Origin of the sequence: Marinoscillum pacificum (assembly GCF_024714495.1) — a bacterium.
In the GTDB taxonomy this organism is placed as follows: domain Bacteria; phylum Bacteroidota; class Bacteroidia; order Cytophagales; family Cyclobacteriaceae; genus Marinoscillum; species Marinoscillum pacificum.
On the sequence record NZ_JAMZMJ010000002.1, the window covers coordinates 441,965 to 466,114 of the forward strand.

The window sequence follows — 24,150 nt, forward strand, 5'->3', positions numbered from 1 at the left end:
GAATGAAATCAGCAACTAACCGACTTATTGGTACAGTCATTGGCACTATTCTGCTGCCATTGATCATTTACTCGGTATATGAGATTTCCTCTGTAAAAGAAGATGAGGAAATGATCGAAAAGGTCTATCGTGACCAGTTAGATGCTATTATCTTCTCCATTAATCAATTCTCCAATGACAACATCAGCGGATTATTAGATAAGATTCAAAATGGACTCAAAGGGGATCTTTCTTTTAATGAGTCAGAACCCTACTTAGATTATTCCAGCATTCATACTTTGGTGTTTGAAGATCTCACTAATTCCAAGACCAAAGTTGTACGAATTATTGGTGACACCACCGATCATGTAGAATGGAAACACCTTCAAGACTCTATTTTACTTGCTAATCCTGACCTTAAAACACAGCTGATCCGATACAAAGAAGGAGGCTATCGGAAAATAGCACCTAAAGGAACTATCTCTGAAGCCAATGATCGAATGCAAGTAGTACATGCAGTGATAGACAATGGTGATCACAATGTCTTCATTACAGCATTTATCAGTATCGCTGGTTTTGCTAACAATGTACTGGCACCCAAGTTGCAGCAGATCGCTGAAGGAGATTTAATTATTACTTTAGGATACCGAGACTCAGATCAATATGTATATGTGACAGATTCGCTCAACAAAGAGGTGATGCTAAGCAAAAGCATGTGGCTGATACCTAGTTTGGATGTAGGTATTAGCTCTTCCAATAAAACAGTATCTGAGCTGGTCGCAGAAAGAACGCAATACAATTTAATTGCGGCATTCATTCTGATCTTCCTTTTGGTGTTCGGCTTCTCACTGGTCATACGCAACATACGCAGAGAAGTCAATTTAGCACAAACCAAAGCAGACTTTGTCTCTAACGTCTCCCATGAATTAAGAACTCCCCTTTCATTGATTAGCATGTTTGCAGAAACCTTGATGCTCAATCGATTTAATAGTGAAGAAAAGAGAAAAGAATACGAAGAAATCATATTTAAAGAGACGAATCGCTTAACAAACATCGTCAATAAGATTCTGAATTTCTCTCAAATTGAAGCGGAGAAACGTATCTACAATCCGTCTAGCGTAAACATGAATAATCTTGTAAAAGAGTTAATGCACGATTATTCCTATCACATAGAGCGCAATGGATTTGAATACAGTGTCAATCTTTATCCAGAATTACCAATCGTGCAGGTAGATAAAGAAGCCTTGTATGAAGCTTTGGTTAATCTGGTAGACAATAGTATCAAGTACAGTCCGAATGAGAAGTTTATCAGCATTGAGACAAGCACACGAGACAATGCAGTTTGGGTAGAGGTGGCAGACCGAGGAATGGGTATCCCAACTGACAGAATTCATCAGATTTTTGATAAATTTTATCGTGTGACCGAAGGCAATGTACAAACCACAAGAGGTGCTGGTCTTGGACTTGCGCTGGTTAGTCATATTGTTGATTCTCACGGTGGAGATATAGAAGTAGACAGCACCCCTGGAAAAGGAAGTAAATTTAGATTAGTATTTTATCTGGATAATCATGGCTAGAATATTAGTAGTAGAAGATGAACCCAACATGCAAATTGGACTTAAGGACAACCTTGAGTTTGAACAATTTGAAGTAACAGTTGCAAAAGATGGACAGGAAGGATTAGATATCATTTTAAGAGAATCTTTTGACCTTATCATTTTGGATGTCATGATGCCAAAAATGAGTGGCTTTGACGTTTGCAAAGCTGCCAGAAACAAAGGAATAAGTACGCCTATTATCTTTCTAACAGCCAAGGGTGAAGAGATTGACAAAGTACTGGGACTAGAGCTGGGAGCCGATGATTACATCACTAAACCATTTAGTATAAGGGAGTTGGTAGCACGCGTAAAGGCAATACTCAGACGTGTGGATTCTATGGATAAGGCTATCGCCGCACCACAGGATGCCGGACCATTAACTTTGGGATATCTTACTGTAGACTTCACGCATTACACAGCCATTCATGAGCAGGATGGCGAAGTAAAAATGTCTCATAAAGAATTTGAAGTTCTCAATTACTTACTTCAGCATAAAGGTGAAGTAGTTAGTCGTTATCAACTGCTAGAAGATGTGTGGGGATATGATTCACAACCCACCACCAGAACTGTAGATAATTTCATTTTAAAGCTTAGACAGAAAATCGAAGAGAACCCAAACAACCCTAAACATATCCTCACAGTTCATGGAGCTGGATATAAGGTAGTTGTATAAAAAAATCATTTTTGTTCTTTCTGTACCTTTTGATTTTATAAAACCTCTATTACCTTTCGCCCAAATTTAATATTCATGCAGTCCTCAAAACCACGCGTCATTAAAGACTTTGAAAAGCTTGATCCTGAAATTCAGGAGCAAATAAAGCTTGCTTACCCATATGGGTTTTACGATTCATTAATTCACTTCTACAACAAGGAAGGCAATAAAGTATCTGCTTTACCATTCGAAACGGATGAGAAGTACTACATGGTCAGAATGACCGTAGCAGAAGCTAAAGCCATCATTGCTGATGATGACGATTTTGATGATGAAGGAAATCTGAAAGACGACATCAAAGATGATTACGAAAATAAATATTCGGATCTGGATTATATGAGTGATTACATCGCTGATGATTCCAGCAGTAACGATGACGAAGAAGAGTAATCAGATTAGTCAACTCATTTATGCACTAACTTTTAGTGTAAGTATTATTCTATGTACTACACTGCTTTCTTGTTCGGATGAAAATATTGAGGACAGAACAGTAAAAGCAGAAGCCATTCTTACAAGTATCTATGCAGATACTGATTCTACATTTATCATTGGTGAGGAGCCATATGGCAAAATAGATTTCATTCAGGACGAAGACAGTGTAGTCACTATAGATATTTATCTAGAAAATTTCCCTCCTAATTCCATACACTCAGTTCACATTCATAGCGGCAGCTGTAGCCAACCAGGCATGCACTGGAACCTGGGGCAAGACATGATGACTTATTACTGCACTGAAGAGAGTCTAGGCATTCCATGGAATAAGCCACGTGCTGGAGATGTAGGCAATGTCAGTGTTAGTTATGATGGTACAGGGTTTTTCTCTTTAAAAACTGACCTTTGGAAATTATCTACTCTGGATTCAAGAGACATCATCGGACTCTCAATAATTGTGCATGACACGCAAGATGACTTCATTGGAGAGTGTGAACCAAGTCACGACCACACGCACACTCACCCCAACGCAAAAGTGGCCTGTGGCAGCATTGAGCTAATTCCTTAATACTCACCCACTCACGTATTTCGCACATTCACTACAACTTTTTGTACTTCCTCAAAAAATACAAACGTTATCATATTTCATTTTTACAATAGTTTTATACTTTTGTTGAACATTACATACAAAACGGTGACATTTAATGACAATCGTTTACTGCTGGGTGACAAACCTGCTTAGACTTCCACGTAAAATTGTATTGTAAACAATATCAAGGAATCTAAAGGTTAAAAACTCAAAACTCATGAAAAAGATAACAATGACTTTAGCAGTAATCGTAACAGTTATGGGCACTGCTTTCGCAACAGGTAATGGCGTTAAAAAAGAAAGAGCGGCAATCATTCCTGGAGTAGATGTAACGTACAAAGTTCTTTATCAAAACGATGAACCAACTGTAGTTCGAGTAAAGATCAAGAATGACAAAGGGGAACTAGTAAGAGCTGACAAATTCAACAGCAAAGACGGGTTCATGCAGAGATATGATTTAAGCGAACTTGAAAAAGGCACTTACTTCGTAGAGTTGAGAGACAAATACGGAGTGATCTCTGAAAAGGTTGAAATTAAAGACCAACTAACAAAAGCTAACACTGTCCTAGCTAAAAACTAAGGCATCAAAATATTTAAAATACTTCTTTATACTATTACAAATACCTTCTTGATTCAGGAAGGTTTTTGTTTTTATAGACAATTCATGACAATCATTTACATGATTCAGACAGCCAAATGCGCATAGTTGCGTAATATTGAATACCTGAAATGATGAAGATGAAACGATTGATTTACCTGGTCGTATTGCTACTACCATACCTATCCTCTGCTCAGGAGGAGCTTAAACGTGTGGTAGACCTGCGTGGCTACTGGAAGTTCTCCATTGGAGATAATCCACGTTGGTCCAATCCAGAATACAACGATCAAAGTTGGGAGAAAATATTTGTTCCTGCTCCCTGGGAAAACGAAGGTTTCAGTGGCTTTGACGGTTACGCGTGGTACCGAATCACTGTAGACTTTAAAAACATTTCAGATCAAAATCTCTTTCTCGTACTGGGTTTTATTGACGATGTAGATGAGGTTTATTTAAATGGTCACCTTATTGGTCATAGTGGCTCATTTCCCCCAAACTTCTACACTGCATACAACTCCTATAGAAAATATTATGTCCCAGAAGTTTACCTGAATAGAAACGGAAAAAATTTAATCGCCATTAGAGTGTTTGACACCATTTTGGAAGGGGGCATCATTAAAGGTGATGTAGGCATTTATTCGGATAAAAATTGCCCAGAGAAAACAATTCTTCTAGAAGGAAACTGGAAATTCAAAGAAGGTGATAGCCAGACATGGGCGAGAGAAGACTTTGAAGATAGAGACTGGCAAGACATCATGGTTCCAAGCCTATGGAGAAGTCTTAAAAAGACACACATTCAGAAAGGAGTGGCTTGGTATAGAAAGGAAGTCACTTTCCCTACTAAGTACAACACCAACGAGGACCTTGTTTTGGTACTAGGAAAGATTGACGACTTTGATGAGACTTATTTTAATGGAGTCAAAATAGGAGAAACCAACGACCATAAGCCTTACGGATGGACCACATCCTATTTACAGCCCAGAGTTTATGACATTCCTAAATCGTTGATTAAAAAAGGAGAGCCCAATCTTATATCCGTAAGAGTCAGTGACCTTGGCGGTGATGCGGGTATCTACAATGGACCATTAGCGATCATTCCGAAAAGCAAATTGGACGATTTAATACTCGTTAGAGAGTAGCTCTCGAATACCATTTTTTGATGGTGGCTTCAACAGGCTTATTCTGAGGAGTAAAATCATTATTCTGCAATCCGCCAGCATCTGGTAGAAAGTGCCATTTCCATAAAAAACCACCAGCAAACCAATCCTCTCCCCAAAACGTAGATAAAAAAGCATCGTATGCTCGCACCTGAATATCCAGATCTACGGTAGTCTCTCTTGTAATCTCCCAATGATTTCCTGCAGCACCTTCAGCGCTTCTAAATCCATACTCAGTAAATAACAGCGGTTTACCTATTTCATGACTAAACTCTTTCAATTCGGACTTTAATCGCTGACAGGAAGCTAAAAGTTCTTTATCCCCTGGATTAACAGCACTGGACAAGGGAAAATAAGCATCCACACCTATGTAGTCTAATTGATCCCAAAAGGTCACTTGAGTATAATTATCCCAATTGGATGCATAAGTCAATTTACCTGAATAAACTTTACGAATTTCAGGAATCAATTTCTCCCAATAGCTGGATCTTTTAAGAATAGTTTGCTTGAGTTCTGTCCCTATGCACAGCAACTCCACATTCATCTCTTCTGAAAGCTTCGCATATTCCAAAATATATGCTGAATACTGCTTTTCCCACTCTTGCCAATCTCCTTCAGATTCTAAAAAGTACTCACCTATCCAATACCCACGCATCCAGACATGTGGCTTCATCATGACTTTGTAATCATTGGATTGAGCGAGGCTTACCATCAACTTACAACCCGCTACTTTCTCTCCCCACCACTGCCGATCATGATTAAAGTAAACTCCCGGCTCACCTTGTTTGGAAAAGGCAAATGGTATCATAGCTACCCAGTTAGCATTAACTCTTTTGATCCCTGACATATCTACAGAATCAATTGGATTGTATGGATTCACCAGACTAACGCCGTTTATCCTTTCTGGGTACGACAAAGCATTTGACCCAGGTTCTATAAGCAAAACACCTAAAATAAGGATTACACCAAACAAACTTCCGTAAATAAGCTTCATATGTTGACTTAACGCATTATCTTAATAAAGATATTAAACGCTCAACCAAAAATAAGTTTTGGCAACAACTACTATCGATTTTAACACCCTACTGGTCAAACGTCTTAGAAACAAGGACACCACTGCACTGGATTACTTGTATGACCACTACTCAGATGCTCTCTACGGAATTATCTATCGCACACTTAATCATCAAGAAATAGCTGAAGAAACCCTTCATGAAGTATTCATGAAAATCTGGGATCAAATTGATTCTTATGATGCTAAGAAAGGGACACTTTTTACATGGATGTACCGTATTGCCCGAAATAGGGCCATTGATGCACGGCGGTCGAAAGATTTTAAATCAAGTGATAAATCCGACGACATTACAGGCTTCGTAGATATGTTCGAAACCTCCAACAACGAGGAAGACTACATCGGGCTATCAACCGTGCTAAATGAAATAGGCAAAATGTGTAAAAAACTCATTCAGCTTAATTTCTTTGAAGGATATTCTCATGCCGAGATTTCGGAAAATGAGGATATGCCCCTTGGAACCGTGAAAACGCGTCTTAGGAATTGTTTGAAGGAAATAAAACATAAACTAAGGAGAGATTTTGAGTAGAGAAGAAATTTTAAACGAAGGTTACCTGGCAGCATACATTACAGAGGAGCTGAGCACGGCAGATGCTGCGGAGGTAGAGCAATTTATTGCTGATGATGAAGAAATAAGGGATGAATACTACGAGTTACAAAAAACTGTAGAGTCTTTAGCATTCCAATATTCTATTTCTACATCTGAGGCAGTCAAGAGATTGATTATGGAAGATTCACGTGTGATGAAATATCTAAGCACGGAAATGTCTTCAAGCAGCGCTGGACTAAAGTTAGGCTTAGCAGCTAGTGTGCTTATCGCACTTGCATCTATGTTTAGCGCATATTATTTCTGGAGTGAATGGCAAGACACAGATTATCGACTTGCTCAGCTTACAGCCAGGAATATAGAACTTGCAGAATCTTATAATACTGTTAATCAAGAACTGACTGACATACGTCAAGATCTTGCTGTATTAGTAAGCCCTGAATTCAGTAGAATCATCCTAAATGGAACTGACAATGCAAAAGATGCAAAAGCAGTTATCTACTGGAACCCTACCGAGGAAGAGGTTTACATTAATTCTGCAAACATGACAGCTTTAGCTCAGAATCAACAGTATCAACTATGGGCACTCATAGATGGAGTACCGGTAGACGCTGGAGTATTTGACGCCAAAGAAGGAACTTTCCAAATCATGAAAAACATAGCAAAAGCAGATGCATTTGCTGTAACTATAGAGCAAACCGGTGGTGCAGAAAGTCCAACACTTAGCACAATGCAGGTTTACGGAGAAGCGATTTAACAATCAATTACAATTACTTAATTCAATCAAAGCAAGGTGTCTTCACCTTGCTTTTTTTATGATAAAAAAAATCACTTTTTTTTCAATCCATTAAATCCAATCTTCATCCTCACTACGTAAGTACTTCATAGTTTCTATTAGAAACTGCTTAAAGCTGGTTGATGAGCGCCGTGAGAAATCACGGCGTTTTTTTTGCATTTCAGTCTCTAACATTCAGATCAAGCGACAGACAACCACCTGTTTTCGACGAACATGGGTAAAACAACGTTATCTGATGAAGTGAATAAATTTCTCATTCTGTACCTTACAGGAGTATTGTAGTTTCTATTGAAACTGCTTAAAGCTGGTTGATGAGCGTCGTGAAAAATTTCACGACGTTTTTTTATGTCTCAAAAGAAATTAAAAAAAATCCAGGATTTTTTTTCGCGCTCAAAATCCAACCATCGTGCTCACTTCGTAGGTGTAGTATAGTTTCTAATAGAAACTGCTTAAAGCTGGTTGATGAGCGCCGCGAGAATTCGCGGCGTTTTTTTTTAATCGAATCGCTCGATATCGGCACCCAGTTGCTTCAATCGCTTATCAATAAACTGATATCCACGATCTATTTGCTCAATATTGTGAATGGTAGAATCGCCATCTGCAGATAATGCCGCGATTAACAAAGAAACTCCAGCACGAATATCCGGAGAGGTCATACTAATTCCTCTAAGAGGAAATGCTCTATCCAACCCAATTACGGTTGCTCTATGCGGGTCACACAAGATGATCTGAGCACCCATGTCGATCAATTTATCAACGAAGAACAACCTACTCTCAAACATTTTCTGATGGATCAAACAGGTTCCTTTGGCTTGAGTAGCTGTTACCAACACAATACTTAATAGGTCAGGCGTAAATCCAGGCCAAATAGCATCTGCGATGGTCAGTATAGATCCATCGATATAACTTTCTATTTCGTAGTGCTCTTGTGCTGGAATGAAGATATCATCTCCTCGGAACTCCATTTTCACCCCCAAACGCTTGAATGTATCAGGGATAATTCCCAGCATATCAATTCTAGCATCTTTGATGGTGATCTCTGACTGAGTCATTGCTGCCATTCCTATAAAGCTACCGATCTCAATCATATCCGGAAGCATGGTGTGTTCGGTACCTCCTAACACTTCTACTCCCTGAATTTTCAATAAGTTACTTCCTATTCCTTCTATTTTGGCTCCCATTCTCACCAGCATGTTACACAGCTGCTGGATATACGGCTCACACGCTGCATTGTAGATGGTCGTTTCTCCTTCAGCAAGCACTGCTGCCATAATAATGTTGGCCGTACCAGTCACAGAAGCCTCATCCAGGTGCATATATGTACCTTTCAGCTTAGATCCGTCTACTGTATAAAAGCTGGTAGCAGAATCGTAATGAAACTCAGCACCTAGTTTCTGGAATCCTACAAAGTGTGTATCTAATCTTCTTCGGCCAATTTTATCTCCTCCTGGCTTAGGCATTTTACCCTTGCCATAGCGAGCCAACAATGGACCTAGGATCATAATGGAACCACGCAAAGAAGCTGCCTTCTCTTTAAATTCCTGTGTGTCTAAAAATTTTAGATTGACTTCCCTAGCTGTAAACCTGTAAGATTCTTCATCGGTCTTCTCAATCTGAACCCCCAAATCAGCCAACAAATCAATGAGCTTGAGAACGTCTCTGATTGCTGGGATTTTATGAATATGAACAGGTTCAGCCGTTAATAATACAGCGGAGATAATCTGGAGCGCTTCGTTTTTTGCTCCTTGCGGAGTGATGCTCCCTTTGAGGCGTTTGCCGCCTCTCACACGGAATGAAGCCATTAGTTGTTGTTTCTTCTTCTTTTGTTGTTCGAGTGATTTCTTTTACCGCCTTTATTGTTGTTATTGTTATTGCGGTTTCTATTGTGGTGTCTGTTGTTATTGTTGTCGTAATGACGCTTTTCAGAGTCAAACAAACCATTCGCTTTCACCTTTTCAATATCGATATCCAATTGATCTTTGGATAGCTGTTTGATGTTTTTCAACACCTGCTCATCTTCGATATTGTCCTTGTTCCAGGTTTGGTAAAATGACTTCATCAATTTACCGATAGCAATAATAGCTCCTTCTTTCTCAGCTGGATCTTCCATTGCGATAGCGTCATTGATCAAAATCTCAATATTTCTACCGTAGTGTCTAAACTTGATCTCATTAGACTGATACTTCATTCTGTCCGGCTTGCGGTCAAGAATCGTAGACTCTGGAATGGGGAAAGGGCTTTCTACATCCAGGTCAAATTTGGAAATGATAAACAAGTCGTCCCAAACTTTTTGAGTGTACTCCTGCGCATCTTTACTGAACTCAGGGTTGATCATTTTCATCAGCTCTACTAAGGTAGCTGCCAATTTGTTACGCTTCTCTTTATCTTCTACCGTTTTAATGTGCGCCACAAGATTCTGCACGTTTCTCCCGTACTCTTTCAAAGTCAGCTGTGAACGCTGGGTATTATATTCCAAACTCATATTGTAGATTTTGCTCAAAAATAATGAAATAGTATTATGCCAACACTTTAAGAACTAATTGATTTCGTAGTTATTACGTTTTTATGTAGGCAATACATTTTAATTCTATGGCTATAGGTGTAGGTAACGCATTTACTTCAACAGTGGTTCTGCAAGGCTGAACATCTTGAAAGTATTCTGCGTAAATTTTATTGAATGTCTTAAAATCAGCCTTCATGTTTGTCAAAAACACAGTCACATCCACCAAATCCCCCCATTTAGCACCAGAAGCCTCTAATATATCTCGTACATTCTTGAATACTGAATGACACTGTTTTTCAATATTATATGCTTCTATCTCGCCTGAATCATTCAAAGTAACTCCAGGTATTTCCTTTTTTCCTTTTTCTCTGGGACCGACACCAGACAAAAAGAGCAAATCCCCAACTTTTCTAGCGTGAGGATATAGCCCTACTGGCTCAGGCGCTTTATCGGATTGATAAACACTCATAGTTTCTTCTCAAAATAAATTCTTGACAACAATGGATCAGGATACGGCTCAAAATCAACCACATAAAACCCTTCATTGATTGCAAATCGAAGCATGTTACGATGACGATTCATGGTTTTAAACTTCAACACCTTATAGCCTTTCAGCTTACACCAGACCTGCATTTTATGTAATAACAATCGCGCGATCCCTTTACTCCGATGCTCAGGAATAACCGCTCCCATCCAACTGTAAAATACCTCACCATCAAGAAAACGGTCATACCCAACTTTAAAACCGGCAATTTCACCATCGCACTCTGCTATCAGAATGACGTGTTCAGAAGCAAGTAGCCGATGATTGTATTCAGACTTTGAATAAGGCTTGTCAAATTCAGGAACTAACTCCTGAATAGCTAACACCTCATCTATGCTTCCAGGTCTAACCAGAATATTCATTGTTTACTTATTCATCAAATCTTCGATTTCATCCGCGTGAATTGGAATATTTCTCATCAGGTTTCTATGACCATCTTTAGTAATGAGGATATTGTCTTCCAATCTAATACCAATATTTTCTTCCCTGATATAAATACCTGGCTCCACAGTGAAGACCATGCCTGGCTCAAATTTCTTATAGATTGATGCGACATCATGCACATCCAACCCTAAGTGGTGCGAGGTTCCGTGCATAAAATATCTTTTGTAAGCCGGCCATTCCGGATCTTGATTTTTCACATCAGTACGATCAATCAGCCCTAGCTCAATCAGTTCTTCTGTCATCAACTCTCCTACCGCAGCATGATATTCTGGAATAGCACTTCCTGGCTTGAGAAGGTCTGTTGCTTGATTTTTCACTCTCAAAACCGCATCGTACACCTGACGCTGGCGCTTGGTGAATCGACCATTAACCGGGATAGTCCTTGTCATGTCTGCATTATAGTTGGCATATTCTGCACCCACATCCATCAGCATCAAGTCACCATCTTTCAGTTGCTGATTGTTCTCGATGTAGTGAAGCACACATGCATTGAAACCTCCAGCTATGATTGGAGTGTACGCAAAACCTTTCGAGCGATTGGATAAAAATTTATGAGCATATTCTGCCTCTACTTCATATTCCCAAACACCCGGCTCTACTGTTTCTAATATTCTGCGAAAACCCTGCTCGGTGATATGACAAGCATGCTCAATCAATTTTACTTCAGTCTCCGATTTGATGGTTCGCAGATCATAAATGATTGGAGCAAGTCGCTCATATTTATACAGCGGGTATTTTGCCATACATGATTTGATGAATCGATCATTAGCAGTTTCCACTAATGAAGCATTTCGAATATGCTCATTGCTTGGCAGATAAATATGCTCCGATTCCGCAAGTATGGTATACAAAACCTTTTCAAAGTCTTGATTCCATTTAATGTTTTTGATCCCTGACGTTTGCTCGCCTTCTTCTTTGGTGAGTTTGTGACCTTCCCAGATAGCAATTTCTTCATTGGTCTCTCGCAAGAATAATATTTCTCTGAATTTTGGATCCGGAAAATCTGGAGCTAATAATAAAATAGACTCCTCCTGATCTACCCCAGACAAGTAAAACAAGTCTGAATTTTGTTTGAAAACCATAGTACCATCAGCGTTGGTAGGCATGATGTCATTGCTATGAACAATTACTATCGAGTTGGGCTTCAAACGAGAAACCAGTCTTTTTCTGTTTTCAATAAAAAGCTGATTATCTATTTGTTTATATCTCATGGAATGCTGTCTTATGTAATAGTGTGAAGTATTCAAAGGTAGTATTTCTACCCATTCAAGCCATTATTTAGACCAGCAAAACATAAAATAGTTTAGAATAATAAAGAGGAAAAGATGAGGGGATCGTTCACATGAACCGAAACATACATGTTTGGACCTTCCGCACATGTTCGGAAGGCAGAAAACTCCAGGAAAGAGGCTTCCGAAGGCTTTCAGAAGGCAAAAACGCGAATGTTTGGGTGTTCCACAGCCCTAAATAACCAACAAACGCGCATGTTTGGAGCTTCTGCACATGTCCGAAGCATGGAACACTCATGTTTCTTTAAAATTTGTGGATTTAGGCAGTTCTGACATGTCTGAGAGCATCCATAATTACTCTTTCGTTCTCAAAACACCAAACAAATAAAGGGAAGCCACGGGCTTCCCTTCATCAATCAAATGTTCAATTCAAGATTTATTGAACCGTGAACGAAACAACAATTACCTCTCCATTAAATTTCTCTGGACCGTCACCATTATCAGGGAACCCATACTCTCCATCAGCTGGGGATTCTATGTGAAGCATTGGGAACAATTTGGCTCCAGTACTCACAGAAGCATCTCCCAAATCAACTTCCACATTACTGTTCGTTCCTGCCATCACCATAGTTTGTCCTAATACGTCACCAGGAGCACCACTTCCATTGTCAGCATGTATCACAATCCAACCGTCTACTCCAGCTTTCACTTCATCAATCGTCACCGTATTGGAAGATGAGACTGCTTGATCAGCAGCCGTTACAGATGGTGACATAATGTCAATTGAAGAAAATGTTATTGGTGCATCAAATCCATTAGCTCCATCAAACTCATAGCTACCAATAGTTCCATTATCGTTATGAAGCATGATCCATAGAGTTTCTCCATCGGTCAATTCTTCACCATCAGCAAAAGATATCTCAACATCTGTAGTCGTACCTGCCTCAAGAGCCACAGGCACAGAAATAATACCAGGAGCAACAAATGATCCTGCCCCATTATCTCTATGAACCACCACCCAGGATGGCTGGCCAACTGTGATACTTTCCACAACGATTTTATCTTGAGAAGTAACTTGATCATTCGCCGTAAATGATCCCGTAGAACTCAAAACTGAGAATGTTTCTGTTGTAATTGGCGCATCAAACCCATTGGCTCCATCAAATTCATAGCTACCTATAGTTCCATTTTCCGTGTGAAGCATCACATATAAAATAGCGTCGGCACTTACTGCTTCTGTAAGAGTAACTTCAACGTCTGCCGTAGTACCAGCTTCTAATTGTACAGGTGTAGAAATGATACCCGGCACTTCCGGCCCATCATTTGTAGAGTTACTTTTATGAACAACTACCCATCCGGTTGCATCCAATGTAATTGTACCCACAGAAAGAGTATTTCCTTGTAAAATCTGATCCGCTACAGTAATGGCACCAGAAGGAGCTATCGTCTCAAATCCAACAACCACTACATCCTCACCAAATATTTCAGGACCATCACCATTGTCTGGGAATCCATACATACCATCTGCTGGAGACTCAATGTGAAGCATAGGGAAAAGTTTTTCACCTCCTGCATAAGTTGCTGTTCCCAGATCAACCATAACATCACTATTTGATCCGGCCATCACCATAGTCTGCCCTAGTACATCACCAGGAGAGCCTTCACCATTGTCTGCATGTATTACTAACCAGCCATCAACAGCTGCATTTACCTCACCAATTGTGATCATATTCTCACTCACCACCTGATTTTCTACAGATATAGAAGGTGCACTCACCGTAATTCCGGTCATTACTATATTCCCTCCTTCATCAAAAATTGGGTTATCGAAACCATTAGCTCCATCGAACTCATATTCTCCAGCAGTACCATCATCAGTATGCAACATTACATGAAGTGTTGCTCCATCAGACAAATCAGCAAAGTCAGTCAATTCTACCATCACATCGTCAGTACTTCCGGCTGCCACCATTTTTGGTTCTGAAATGATACCCGGCACAACCGGTCCTCCTTCAGAAGTGGACGCATGAACTACCACCCAACCAGCTCTATCCAAAGTCACATTGGAAATGTGAACCATATTTTGTGAAAGCGTTTGATCAGACACCATCAATGTGCCTGTAGGATCTCCATCTACAGATAAGGTGATACTAGTCATAACAATATTACCATCTGAATCCAATATTGGTCCATCAAAGCCACTTGAGCCATCAAACTCGTAAGTACCAATGGTCCCATCATCTGTGTGCAGCATTACATACACTACATCCCCATCTGCGATTTCCACATCACTATTTAGCATTACTTCCACGTTGGTAGAAGTGCCGGCTGACACCATTTTGGCCTCAGAAATTATTCCCGGAACAACCGGACCTCCTTCAGAAGTAGACGCATGGACTACAATCCACCCATCCATATCCATAGTGACACTAGAAACTATTATGCTATTATTTTCAGTCAACGCCTGATCCGAAACAGTTAAAGTACCTGTTGGATCCATAGGCTCCATGTCTTCATCCTCGTCGTTACATCCGACGAATGCCACTGTTAGCACAAGCAGCATTAATGTTGTTTTTTTGAAAAAATCACTAATTGTCATTTTCATAGGTTTTTAAAGAATTAAACATTTATCAGAGTACTCGGCTAACCTACGAGGGTACTAGATGAACCAGATTTATTTTGTTGAACAGAAAAAGAAAATCATGAAACAAAAACACTTCCGATGAGAAGAAAAAAGTGTCCCAATATCTTTTTACCTTAGAATTTGATAAAATTCAATGGTGCTAAAAAAAATCTCATTTCTTCTACTCTTCCTATTATTCAGCTTACTTAAAACCTGGAGCCAGGGTAAATATTGGGTTGCAAAAGAAAGCTCTTCAGAAGTTCAGAATCATTTGATGAAACTCCCTTTGATATGCTCAGAGTGGTTGGAAAGTTGCAGCTATGAGCTTAGTCAACAGGAAGTAGAATATTTACAAGACCTACATATTTGCTTAAATCCTGTAGCCAGTTTTGCACCTCTGTCGTCAGAAAATAAATCAAACAGACTTGGGTTTGCTCTGGAGCAAGTCAAAGCAGAATATTTTATTCGCAAAGGACTTAATGGTTCTGGAATCAAGGTTGGAATAATCGATGGCGGATTTCTAGGCGCAAATAAAAATGAATCACTAGCTCATTTTTTCAATTCAGATCAAATCAAATATTACAAAGACTATGTCACTCCAGAGTTAGAAATGTATGGTGGCATCAAAGGATTGGATGACAATCATGGCACAGAAGTATGGCAACTCATAGGAGGCAACCATCCTGGTAAAAACATCTTGTATGGACTAGCCACAGAGGCTGATATTTATTTGGCTCGAACCGACCATGGGGCATACGAGAAACGAATTGAGGAAGACTTACTCATCAAAGCATTAGAGGACATGGATAGCATGGGTGTCAAATTGATTAACCTGTCACTAGGCTATAATCTTGGGTTTACGAATTCGGATGAAAATTATACCCCTGACCAAATGGACGGCAAAACATCCATGGTTGCCAAAGCAGTTGACTATGCAGCCAAAGAACGTGGCATGCTCATCATAGTAGCCGCGGGAAATGAAGGCTCCATTAAGTGGCAAACACTAAGCACTCCAGGGGATGCCAGATATGCACTAACTGTAGGCTCGAGTAAACAAAAAGTGTGGGACAAAATGGATTACAGCAGCATAGGGCCAAATTATACAGACTTTGTAAAACCTGACATTGCTGTCTACTCTACGGAAGGCACTTCTTTTTCTGCCCCTGTGATCACAGGAATGGCAGCATGTATTTGGCAAATGGACACCTCATTGACCAATTTCGAGATTATCGAGATCTTTCGAAAAGCTGGCAACTTTTATCCTTATCCCAACAACTATCTTGGGTATGGAGTACCTACATGTGAAGAGATTCTTAAGGTTTACAACAACCAACCGAGAGAGCTAAATCATCCTGTTCATTCTAAAAAAGATGTTGTATCCATTAAAATACCAGATGATGTAAAATACACAGTAGCTTTTCACAAAACAGACAGCATCCATGTGCTGCATCGGATCATTTATCGCCAAAACGGCAAATTGAAAATCAAAAGACCAGAAGGTGTAGTGCAAACGAGTATCTTATTAGATCAGCAAGTCACAGAAATTTTCTGGGAGTAAATCCCGACATTAATCATCTTATTAAACTGTTCATTCAACTACAGAACCTCCTTTTTATAGTCCATTTAGATTCAGGATCCGCTAGAACAAAGAAATCATCCTACTAAACAGGGACATTATAGCCTTCTTTAAGATTTTTTTTATTCGGTGTGTCCATTTTCATTAAGCCTGTTCGTCATTCGATCAAAACAAGTTAAATTCTAAACTCAAACATTTTTTATCATGAAACAATTCTTGTACTTATTCCGAGGCGGTGATGAAGGTTATGCTCAATTATCACCTGAAGAAATGCAAAACCACATGGCCAAGTGGAATGAATGGATGATTCAAATAAGTAAAACTGATGAACCTGTTCCAGGGCTACCTCTTAATAATGAAGGAAAAGTAGTTGAAAAAGGAGGCGAAATCATAACTGACGGCCCTTATCCTGAAGGTAAGGAAATAGTTGGTGGATATGTCATAGTAGAAGCAAATACTTTAGATGAAGCAGTTGAATTATCTAAAGGCTGCCCAATATTTGACTTTGGAGGTATTGTGGAAGTAAGAGAAGCAGTAGACATGTAAATGAATTAGGCCATTTTTGTCATGGACAAAAATGGCCACATCCTATGTCCCAAAAACCGGTCAATCAACTTGTAGATCACTTTTTCAGAAATGAATTTGGAAAAGCTGTCACTTTATTGACTTCAAAGTTCGGGATTCAATATTTAGAGATAGCTGAAGATGCGGTGCAGGAAGCCCTTGGCAAAGCCATGCAAAATTGGGGCTTTGGAAAGATCCCTGATAATCCTTCAGGTTGGATCATACGAGTGGCTCAAAACAAAATAATTGACTACTTACGAAGACAACAAAAAGTCTTCTACGCCACGCAAGTTCCAGATCAGGCATATCATGAACAGATCACATCTGATGAACAGTTCAATGATGAAATGATCAAAATGATATTTGCGTGCTGCAATCCAAAATTAAGTGCAGACTATCAAATCATACTTACACTTAAAATATTAGGTGGTTTATCCATTCGAGAGATTGCATCTGCACTATTAAAAAAGGAGGAAACCATTGCCAAGTCCTATACCAGAGCTAAAAAACAATTCCAAAAGGAAAACCTTCAACTTGAGCTCCCTGAAGATGAAGCCATTAATGATCGACTACTAATGGTGTTAAAAACTATCTATTTACTGTTCAATGAAGGGTATAAAAGCACGGAAGGTGAGCAACTGATTCGACGAGATTTGTGTGAGGAAGCCATGCGTCTAAATCAACTTTTGTTAGAGAACGCCTCTACCAATAATGAATGGTCAAGATCATTAATGGCGTTGATGCATTTTCAAGTGGCTCGATTCGACTCCAGAGTTGATGAATATGGGCTAGCCATTTCGCTCACCGACCAGGACCGGTCCAAATGGGATCAACGCCATATTACTTTTGGAAACCGGTATTTGACGACCATAGAGAATGGAATAAAAAACACTTATTTCATTCAAGCAGCTATCAGTGGCATTCACTGTGCAGCCAAAACATGGGAAGACACCAACTGGACCTACATCTTAATGCTGTACAATCATTTGTATGCATTAAGGCCTAACCCAGTAGTAGCACTCAATCGAATATATCCTTTCGCAATGGTACATGGAGCAGAAGCAGCACTCACAGAACTAAACAAGCTAAAAACTGAGTCATCATTACTTTCTAACCATTTACTCGCAGCAACGGAAGCAGAACTTCATCAGCAGCTTGGCGATTTGCAGGAAGCAATTAAGCTCACTGAAAAAGCGATTGACTTGGCGAAGAATGAGAAAGATAAGATCTTCTTATCACATAAATGTGAGCAATTAAAAAAGGCCATGATTCTATAAACCATGACCCTCTTACCAGCGGAGAATGCCTTAAGTAACTAAGGCATCCAACATTTAAATGCAAACAAGCTATTCAAAGTAAGCATCAGCAAATGACTTTTAATTGTACAAACAAGAACTATTTGAAATATCGAAACTGATATGCCAAAGATTCTGGCAAAGTTTTCAATTCACTTGGCGTTTTTCCACAGATACTCTTAAAGTCACGAATAAAATGTGCCTGATCATGATAGCCAAGTTGCTGTGCAATAGAAGCATAGGTATCTCCGCTCTTCATTTCCGTAATCAAGTTTAGCCCCTGATTAAATCGAGACAGCTTCACAAACTGTTTTGGAGACATCCCAAAATACTTATTGAACAAATCTGAGATGTGTCTTCTCGTAAATCCCATATCTGACGCCATCTTCTCAACACTTATTTTATAACCATCGGGCCCTGTAAGTCGCTTAAATAGATCAAGCAGATCCTCCCTAATAGCATTAGCTTTAAGTCTGGCTTCAACAAATTGCTCAATTAAGACCAATATCTCCGCTTCCGACAAATCTTCCAATTGAAAAACCTCATTAAGAAGGCTGAGTTCTGGAAAATCTTCTAGTTTGATAAATCTATTCATTAGCTGCTTTGGGGTTATTCCAAACAGCAAAAACATGTACATAGGATATAGGGATGCCCCTATTACGCGAATCTTTTCGTGCGAATATTCTACCAAATTACTGATATACCCAATATAAATCCCTTCATTTAGTAGCTGTGAGTTCTTGGAATCCATCATTCTGATTTCCACACCACTTGCTGATTGAATTATAAAAAAAGAGGGCGTACCATTAGGAAGGAGGAAATCCTTGCGTTTTTCCTCATCATCATAGTTAATCACAAAAAAAGACTTGATTACCTCCTTCAGCTTGTCAGAGGAATCAAATTCTTTAAAATCTAGGCTCATTAGTACAAACGGTTATATGATTGCAATCACATAACTCACAGAATTATTGTACTCCCACACCTAAAATGGCCTTGAGGACACTGGCGTTTACCGTGAATTCCACAGGGCCTGCATGGAAGTTGTTCACCGGTCTCAGCAATAAACGACATATCCGACAAAGGTGCAAATCCAAAGGCAGGAATTGTTGAACAAAAAGCTGCTGTGACAGAAGCATTTACAGCTGAAGCAAAGTGCATCGGTGCAGAATCATTGACATAATTCATGTCGGCACCTTTCATTAATGCAGCAGACTCCAACATTGACAACTGACCTGCTAACACCATAACAGACAGGCCTTTGCACTGATTTTGAATATATTGACAATCGGATAAATCATCTGCTCCTCCAAGTAAATAGATGTTATTTCCAGATAACTTATTCCTGATCAACTCTATCCATTTATTCAGCGGCACTTTTTTCGTTTGCCAAACCGATCCCGGAGATATGGTAACATAATCTTTACCATACCTTTCCTTTAATTTATTGATCAGGTGATCCACATAAAGTTTTGGTATCTGAGGATCAGGATCATCTACAATCCCAGCAATCAAACTGTGATTACGCTCGATTTCATGTTGACCATCAAATGAATGCGGATATCGCTCCGAAAACAAAAATGACAAGGGGTTCTTCCTAAATCCTATGATTTGATCCGCACCCGAAAAAGCCGCCAATATCCCACTACTCAAGAATCGATGTAGATTGATCACTAAATCATAATGAATGGATCTAAACCTCTTAATTAATTGTATAAGACTGGAACCTTTATGAAGCTTATTAAAAGAGTGTACACTTCGAACAAAAGGATGCTGATCAAATAACTCTTCATAGCCAGATCTAATGCAAAAATCGATGGAAGCCTTCGGGAAATGATGATGCAATTTCTCTGCAACTGATGTAGCCAACACCACATCTCCAATAAAAGCCGTCTGAATAATCAGTATTTGCATAAACTAGGTTCGAGAGCTTTAAAATTAGTAAATTTGCGCCCCTATGAATGATCATGAGCTGATAGAGTTACCGAATGGGATTCGGATTATTCACAAACAGATAAGTAATACTAAGATTGCCCATGTGGGAATCATGCTGGATATTGGGAGCAGAGATGAAACTCCTGAGGAGCAAGGTATTGCTCATTTCTGGGAGCACATGGCTTTCAAAGGAACCAAAAAGCGTAAGTCTTTTCACATCATCAACAGACTGGACTCACTTGGTGGCGAGCTAAATGCTTACACAACAAGGGAAAAAATCTGTTTCTACGCTTCCGTCCTGGACAACCATTTGGACAAAGCAGTTGAGCTGCTTGCAGACATCACTTTCAACTCCATCTTCCCGGAAAAGGAAATAGAAAAAGAGCGAATGGTGATTCTGGAGGAAATGGCAATGTATCGCGATACTCCGGAAGATGCCATTCAGGATGATTTTGATGAATTAGTGTTTCACAATCACCCTCTGGGAAGCAATATTCTAGGTACAATAGACACTGTTAATTCCTTTAAACAAAATGATTTTAAAGAGTTCTTGAAAAAGAATCTCAACACTGAGCGAATCATCCTTTCGAGTGTAGGAAACTATTCCGCGAAGAAATTGAAGCGAATGGCTGAAAAATATCTACAGGATATTCCTCATAAGAATCATACTCCTGAAAGAAACTATTTCACTCCAACTTCGCCCATAGTTCAGACTATTGAGAAGCCAATCACCCAGGCACATGTTGCGTTGGGCAGAACCAGCTACAGCTTGAAAGATGAGAATAGAATTCCGTTCTTTCTATTGATCAATATCCTTGGTGGTCCAAGTATGAACTCACGCCTTAACTTGTCCTTGCGTGAAAAACATGGCTTTGTTTATGGAATAGATGCCAGCTATACACCTTACATTGAGACTGGCTCATTGGCGATTTATTTCGCTACGGACCCTAAAAACCTTAAGAAAAGTCTTCGCCTGATTGATAAAGAATTTGATCTTCTGAAAAAGAATCCACTAGGTCATATGCAACTTCATAAGGCTAAGCAACAGCTAAAAGGTCAGCTGGCCATGTCTGAAGAGAACAACAACGCCATGATGCTGATGATGGCAAAAAGCATTCTGGATCTCAATAAAGTACCAGACATCAATGAGCTATTTGAAAAAATAGATCAGGCTTCTGCGGAACATTTGATGGAATTAGCACGACAAAACTTCAATAAAGATGAAATGAGTCAGCTAACTTTCATTCCAAAGTAGCACTGCGGTAGAAAATCCATTAATTTTACCTCATGGATTTTCTACCAGAACCTCTTCAACACTACATCGAAGAAAACACGGAAGCAGAAAGTGGATTACTCCACCAAATCAACCGTGAAACTCACCTCAATGTATTAAAACCAAGAATGCTCTCCGGACATTTGCAGGGCAGGGTTTTATCGATGTTGAGTCATATGATCCGACCTACGAATATTCTGGAAATAGGAACGTATACTGGGTATTCAGCTCTTTGTTTAGCTGAAGGAATGAGTGCTGATGGAAAACTCATCACCATTGATGTAAATGAAGAACTGGAAGATCAGGTAAATTCTTATTTTGAACAATCCGAGTACAAAGATCAAATTGAATTTAAAGTAGGCAATGCACAAGAAATCATACCAACTCTGAGTTATGAATGGGACATGGTTTTTATTGATGCTGACAAAGGGAGCTACCCTGCTTACTTTGAAATGACTTTACCAAAGGTGAAAAAAGGTGGTTTTATCATCATTGACAATGTACTTTGGAGTGGCAAAGTGGCTGAGATGGACAAAACAGATAAAGCAACCGAATCCATGCGTGCATTTAATAAGATGGTCCATGATCATGACGGAGTTCAAAATGTCTTATTTCCAATTCGCGACGGCTTAATGATTTTAAGAAAACTATGAGAGCAGTATTACTAGCGATCACTTGTATTCTATCCACCTTACTTTACGCTGAGACACCTCAGGTACCATCTTCTATCGAAATAGCTGGAGTTAAACTCAAAATCACCAGCGACGCACAGGAAGAAATCCAGCGCCATGTCAATGCGCTTCGAGCAAGTGACAAGTATTTCCGCATCAAACTGGATCGGGTAAACCTATACTTCCCTATCGTGGAGCGTGTTTTAAGAGAAGAAGGAGTTCCTGAAGACATAAAGTACCTGGCCATCCAGGAAAGTGCTTTGATTTCTGATGCAGTTTCTTCTTCCAATGCTGTTGGATATTGGCAGTTCAAAGATTTTACAGCCAGAGAGGTAGGCTTGCGTGTTGACTCTAAGATTGACGAACGTAAAAACATCGTTTCCGCAACCAGAGGTGCTGCCAAGTACTTCAAAAGAAATAACTTCTTCTTTAAAAACTGGATCTATGCGGTAAGCGCCTATCAAGCAGGTCCGGGTGGTGCCAAACAATATGTAGACAAAGAAAATTTTGGATCAGACAAACTCACGATTACCAAAAAGACACATTGGTACGTATTAAAATACATTGCCCATGTCATTGCATTCAAAGATGAAATCGGAAGACCACACAGCGAAGGGTTGAAACTTGCAGAATACACCAAAGGTGAAGGAAAATCGATCGAACAAGTAGCGAGAGAATTTGAAGTAGAAGAAGATTTAGCAAAAGATTATAACAAATGGTTGCTTCACGGCAAAGTACCTGATGACAAAGAATACACGGTGATCATTCCTATGACAGGAAATATCCCGAGTAGCTTAGTTGCTAGTTCTAAAGACAAAAGTAACCCTCCACTATCCAGGACAATTAAGGAACCAGAACAAAGCAACTATCCGGATAGAATAGCTGGAGATATTATTTCCAAGAAGCAATCGATTTTTCTAAAAGTGAATGGCATTGAAGCCACCATGGCTTCTAAAAATGACAATGTGCAGTCCATAGCAAAGAAAGCGGGCATAGATCCAGGTAAATTCCTAGACTATAATGACATGAAAAGCACCGCCACCGTGGAAGCTGGACAGATCTATTATGTACGTAGCAAGAAAAACAAATCGTCCATTTATCACCATGTAGCTCAATATGATGAAAGTCTATGGGATATTTCCCAGAAGTATGGAATCAAACTCGATCAGCTGAAAAAGAGGAATAGAATGAGTGACAATGAATCACTTAAACCAGGCAGGTTGATGTGGTTGCGCAAAAAACGTCCTTCTGACACTCCTGTGGAATACCATAAAGTAGAACGAAAGAATACTTATGTGGCGAAAAAGCCAGAAGTAATCACTCGCAAACCTATTGTGGTAGAGACCAGACCTGAGGAACCTGAAAAAATCACCAACGAAGAACGTTTTGAACCAAAAAACATCCCTGATGGAGACAAAATCATTCATATCATCCAAGGAGGAGACTCTTTTTATAGCTTGTCTAAAAGGTACAATGTTGAAGTAGGTGATATTGCTGATTGGAATGGCCGCCAAACCAATAGTACTTTGAGCATTGGTGAAGAGATCGTAATCTATCGCCCTAAGCGTAACTATTCAACTCCAGTTAAGACTCCAGAAAATGAAACCATTGCAGAACTAGGTGGCAAGAAAGATGTAAGAGATGAGGTTAAAAAATCGACATCTTCAAACTCCAAAACACATGTTGTTGCAGCCGGTGAATCTTTATGGGGAATCTCTAAAAAGTATGACGTGACAGTTGCAGAAATTCGAGACTGGAACAATCTGAAAGAGTCCGATCCTATCAGTCCAGGTCAGGAGCTAGTTATAGGAAAAAAGAAGTCCCAGAAAAAGGAAGACGGATATACTACTTACACTGTAAAAGGTGGAGATAGCCTTTATAAAATCAGTAAAGACTTTGACATGACAGTTGATGAAATAATGAAACTCAACAACATGTCTAACTCTAACCTATCTGTAGGAACTGAATTGAAAGTGCGTAAAAAATAAAAGTCAGGCTGTGAACAACCTGACTTCCTCA

Annotated in this window: 23 protein-coding genes; 14 read left to right on the top strand and 9 right to left on the bottom strand. The window is 39.5% G+C overall.

Features of this window, described 5'->3' with window-relative positions:
- The first annotated feature begins 2 nt into the window (after positions 1-2).
- The 6 genes from NXS00_RS08775 (at position 3) to NXS00_RS08800 (ending at position 5,044) form a co-directional block, all read left to right on the top strand.
- Positions 3-1,556 carry a sensor histidine kinase gene (locus NXS00_RS08775; RefSeq protein WP_258098791.1) on the top strand — a complete coding sequence of 518 codons (1,554 nt, stop codon included), beginning with the start codon at positions 3-5 and terminating at the stop codon, positions 1,554-1,556.
- On the top strand, positions 1,549-2,250 hold the full coding sequence (locus NXS00_RS08780; RefSeq protein ID WP_258098792.1) for a response regulator transcription factor: 702 nt from the start codon (positions 1,549-1,551) through the stop codon (positions 2,248-2,250). The genes NXS00_RS08775 and NXS00_RS08780 overlap by 8 nt, the downstream gene beginning before the upstream one ends.
- Before the next feature lie 75 nt (positions 2,251-2,325).
- Positions 2,326-2,679, top strand: a complete 354-nt coding sequence (locus tag NXS00_RS08785) for a hypothetical protein (protein WP_258098793.1) — start codon at positions 2,326-2,328, stop codon at positions 2,677-2,679.
- Positions 2,645-3,289: a superoxide dismutase family protein gene (locus NXS00_RS08790; protein ID WP_258098794.1), complete on the top strand. Its 645-nt coding sequence runs from the start codon at positions 2,645-2,647 to the stop codon at positions 3,287-3,289. The genes NXS00_RS08785 and NXS00_RS08790 overlap by 35 nt, the downstream gene beginning before the upstream one ends.
- 238 nt (positions 3,290-3,527) lie before the next feature.
- Complete coding sequence (locus tag NXS00_RS08795; RefSeq protein ID WP_258098795.1) at positions 3,528-3,890, top strand: T9SS type A sorting domain-containing protein; 363 nt, start codon at positions 3,528-3,530, stop codon at positions 3,888-3,890.
- Positions 3,891-4,039: 149 nt separating this feature from the next.
- Positions 4,040-5,044 (top strand): beta galactosidase jelly roll domain-containing protein, encoded by a 1,005-nt coding sequence (locus tag NXS00_RS08800; RefSeq protein WP_258098796.1) that lies wholly within the window; start codon positions 4,040-4,042, stop codon positions 5,042-5,044.
- Here the strand turns inward: NXS00_RS08800 and NXS00_RS08805 are convergent.
- Entirely contained in the window at positions 5,034-6,056 is a 1,023-nt protein-coding gene (locus tag NXS00_RS08805) for a glycoside hydrolase family 113 (protein WP_258098797.1), read from the bottom strand. The genes NXS00_RS08800 and NXS00_RS08805 overlap by 11 nt on opposite strands.
- Positions 6,057-6,114: 58 nt before the next feature.
- On the opposite strand from NXS00_RS08805, the gene NXS00_RS08810 reads away from it, so the two are divergent.
- A complete protein-coding gene (locus NXS00_RS08810) occupies positions 6,115-6,663 on the top strand; it encodes an RNA polymerase sigma factor (protein WP_258098798.1) in 549 nt (182 codons plus the stop codon).
- A complete protein-coding gene (locus tag NXS00_RS08815) occupies positions 6,656-7,438 on the top strand; it encodes an anti-sigma factor (protein ID WP_258098799.1) in 783 nt (260 codons plus the stop codon). Before NXS00_RS08810 ends, NXS00_RS08815 begins: the two co-directional genes overlap by 8 nt.
- 533 nt (positions 7,439-7,971) lie before the next feature.
- Here NXS00_RS08815 and murA read toward each other — a convergent pair.
- The 6 genes from murA to NXS00_RS08845 all read right to left on the bottom strand — a co-directional run bounded on the left by murA (position 7,972) and on the right by NXS00_RS08845 (position 14,802).
- Positions 7,972-9,279 (bottom strand): UDP-N-acetylglucosamine 1-carboxyvinyltransferase, encoded by a 1,308-nt coding sequence (gene murA / locus NXS00_RS08820; protein WP_258098800.1) that lies wholly within the window; start codon positions 9,277-9,279, stop codon positions 7,972-7,974.
- On the bottom strand, positions 9,279-9,959 hold the full coding sequence (locus NXS00_RS08825; protein ID WP_258098801.1) for a DUF4290 domain-containing protein: 681 nt from the start codon (positions 9,957-9,959) through the stop codon (positions 9,279-9,281). Before NXS00_RS08825 ends, murA begins: the two co-directional genes overlap by 1 nt.
- 73 nt (positions 9,960-10,032) lie before the next feature.
- A complete protein-coding gene (locus NXS00_RS08830; RefSeq protein WP_258098802.1) occupies positions 10,033-10,449 on the bottom strand; it encodes a RidA family protein in 417 nt (138 codons plus the stop codon).
- A complete protein-coding gene (locus NXS00_RS08835; protein ID WP_258098803.1) occupies positions 10,446-10,886 on the bottom strand; it encodes a GNAT family N-acetyltransferase in 441 nt (146 codons plus the stop codon). The genes NXS00_RS08830 and NXS00_RS08835 overlap by 4 nt, the downstream gene beginning before the upstream one ends.
- A 3-nt stretch (positions 10,887-10,889) precedes the next feature.
- Positions 10,890-12,179, bottom strand: a complete 1,290-nt coding sequence (locus NXS00_RS08840; protein WP_258098804.1) for an aminopeptidase P family protein — start codon at positions 12,177-12,179, stop codon at positions 10,890-10,892.
- A 454-nt stretch (positions 12,180-12,633) separates the two neighbouring features.
- Entirely contained in the window at positions 12,634-14,802 is a 2,169-nt protein-coding gene (locus NXS00_RS08845) for a DUF7282 domain-containing protein (RefSeq protein WP_258098805.1), read from the bottom strand.
- 292 nt (positions 14,803-15,094) lie between these two features.
- On the opposite strand from NXS00_RS08845, the gene NXS00_RS08850 reads away from it, so the two are divergent.
- From NXS00_RS08850 to NXS00_RS08860, 3 genes are all read left to right on the top strand, one after another.
- Positions 15,095-16,378, top strand: coding sequence for a S8 family serine peptidase (locus tag NXS00_RS08850; protein WP_258098806.1), 1,284 nt, complete (start codon positions 15,095-15,097; stop codon positions 16,376-16,378).
- 222 nt (positions 16,379-16,600) lie between these two features.
- Entirely contained in the window at positions 16,601-16,942 is a 342-nt protein-coding gene (locus NXS00_RS08855) for a YciI family protein (protein ID WP_258098807.1), read from the top strand.
- A 44-nt stretch (positions 16,943-16,986) separates the two neighbouring features.
- Positions 16,987-18,237 carry an RNA polymerase sigma factor gene (locus NXS00_RS08860; protein ID WP_258098808.1) on the top strand — a complete coding sequence of 417 codons (1,251 nt, stop codon included), beginning with the start codon at positions 16,987-16,989 and terminating at the stop codon, positions 18,235-18,237.
- 118 nt (positions 18,238-18,355) lie between these two features.
- On the opposite strand, the gene NXS00_RS08865 is transcribed toward NXS00_RS08860, so the two are convergent.
- Together NXS00_RS08865 and NXS00_RS08870 are read right to left on the bottom strand one after the other, a co-directional pair.
- Positions 18,356-19,177: a helix-turn-helix domain-containing protein gene (locus NXS00_RS08865; RefSeq protein WP_258098809.1), complete on the bottom strand. Its 822-nt coding sequence runs from the start codon at positions 19,175-19,177 to the stop codon at positions 18,356-18,358.
- A gap of 35 nt (positions 19,178-19,212) precedes the next feature.
- Positions 19,213-20,166, bottom strand: coding sequence for a glycosyltransferase family 9 protein (locus tag NXS00_RS08870; RefSeq protein WP_258098810.1), 954 nt, complete (start codon positions 20,164-20,166; stop codon positions 19,213-19,215).
- Between the two features lie 43 nt (positions 20,167-20,209).
- Between NXS00_RS08870 and NXS00_RS08875 the strand changes: the two genes are divergently transcribed.
- The 3 genes from NXS00_RS08875 to NXS00_RS08885 are packed head-to-tail and all read left to right on the top strand — an operon-like array spanning position 20,210 to position 24,119.
- Positions 20,210-21,442: a M16 family metallopeptidase gene (locus NXS00_RS08875; protein WP_258098811.1), complete on the top strand. Its 1,233-nt coding sequence runs from the start codon at positions 20,210-20,212 to the stop codon at positions 21,440-21,442.
- 32 nt (positions 21,443-21,474) lie between these two features.
- Positions 21,475-22,113: an O-methyltransferase gene (locus NXS00_RS08880; RefSeq protein ID WP_258098812.1), complete on the top strand. Its 639-nt coding sequence runs from the start codon at positions 21,475-21,477 to the stop codon at positions 22,111-22,113.
- Entirely contained in the window at positions 22,110-24,119 is a 2,010-nt protein-coding gene (locus NXS00_RS08885) for a LysM peptidoglycan-binding domain-containing protein (RefSeq protein WP_258098813.1), read from the top strand. The genes NXS00_RS08880 and NXS00_RS08885 overlap by 4 nt, the downstream gene beginning before the upstream one ends.
- Positions 24,120-24,150 lie beyond the last annotated feature (31 nt).

Bases quoted from the DNA above. Each gene is read 5' to 3' on its own strand.
- NXS00_RS08785 (WP_258098793.1), top strand. From the start codon at position 2,326: ATGCAGTCCTCAAAACCACGCGTCATTAAAGACTTTGAAAAGCTTGAT.
- NXS00_RS08840 (WP_258098804.1), bottom strand. From the start codon at position 12,179: ATGAGATATAAACAAATAGATAATCAGCTTTTTATTGAAAACAGAAAA.
- NXS00_RS08860 (WP_258098808.1), top strand. From the start codon at position 16,987: ATGTCCCAAAAACCGGTCAATCAACTTGTAGATCACTTTTTCAGAAAT.
- NXS00_RS08875 (WP_258098811.1), top strand. From the start codon at position 20,210: ATGAATGATCATGAGCTGATAGAGTTACCGAATGGGATTCGGATTATT.
- NXS00_RS08775 (WP_258098791.1), top strand. From the start codon at position 3: ATGAAATCAGCAACTAACCGACTTATTGGTACAGTCATTGGCACTATT.
- NXS00_RS08850 (WP_258098806.1), top strand. From the start codon at position 15,095: ATGAAACTCCCTTTGATATGCTCAGAGTGGTTGGAAAGTTGCAGCTAT.
- NXS00_RS08780 (WP_258098792.1), top strand. From the start codon at position 1,549: ATGGCTAGAATATTAGTAGTAGAAGATGAACCCAACATGCAAATTGGA.
- NXS00_RS08855 (WP_258098807.1), top strand. From the start codon at position 16,601: ATGAAACAATTCTTGTACTTATTCCGAGGCGGTGATGAAGGTTATGCT.
- NXS00_RS08805 (WP_258098797.1), bottom strand. From the start codon at position 6,056: ATGAAGCTTATTTACGGAAGTTTGTTTGGTGTAATCCTTATTTTAGGT.
- murA (WP_258098800.1), bottom strand. From the start codon at position 9,279: ATGGCTTCATTCCGTGTGAGAGGCGGCAAACGCCTCAAAGGGAGCATC.
- NXS00_RS08845 (WP_258098805.1), bottom strand. From the start codon at position 14,802: ATGAAAATGACAATTAGTGATTTTTTCAAAAAAACAACATTAATGCTG.
- NXS00_RS08865 (WP_258098809.1), bottom strand. From the start codon at position 19,177: ATGAGCCTAGATTTTAAAGAATTTGATTCCTCTGACAAGCTGAAGGAG.
- NXS00_RS08825 (WP_258098801.1), bottom strand. From the start codon at position 9,959: ATGAGTTTGGAATATAATACCCAGCGTTCACAGCTGACTTTGAAAGAG.
- NXS00_RS08880 (WP_258098812.1), top strand. From the start codon at position 21,475: ATGGATTTTCTACCAGAACCTCTTCAACACTACATCGAAGAAAACACG.
- NXS00_RS08795 (WP_258098795.1), top strand. From the start codon at position 3,528: ATGAAAAAGATAACAATGACTTTAGCAGTAATCGTAACAGTTATGGGC.
- NXS00_RS08885 (WP_258098813.1), top strand. From the start codon at position 22,110: ATGAGAGCAGTATTACTAGCGATCACTTGTATTCTATCCACCTTACTT.
- NXS00_RS08790 (WP_258098794.1), top strand. From the start codon at position 2,645: ATGATTCCAGCAGTAACGATGACGAAGAAGAGTAATCAGATTAGTCAA.
- NXS00_RS08800 (WP_258098796.1), top strand. From the start codon at position 4,040: ATGATGAAGATGAAACGATTGATTTACCTGGTCGTATTGCTACTACCA.
- NXS00_RS08830 (WP_258098802.1), bottom strand. From the start codon at position 10,449: ATGAGTGTTTATCAATCCGATAAAGCGCCTGAGCCAGTAGGGCTATAT.
- NXS00_RS08870 (WP_258098810.1), bottom strand. From the start codon at position 20,166: ATGCAAATACTGATTATTCAGACGGCTTTTATTGGAGATGTGGTGTTG.
- NXS00_RS08835 (WP_258098803.1), bottom strand. From the start codon at position 10,886: ATGAATATTCTGGTTAGACCTGGAAGCATAGATGAGGTGTTAGCTATT.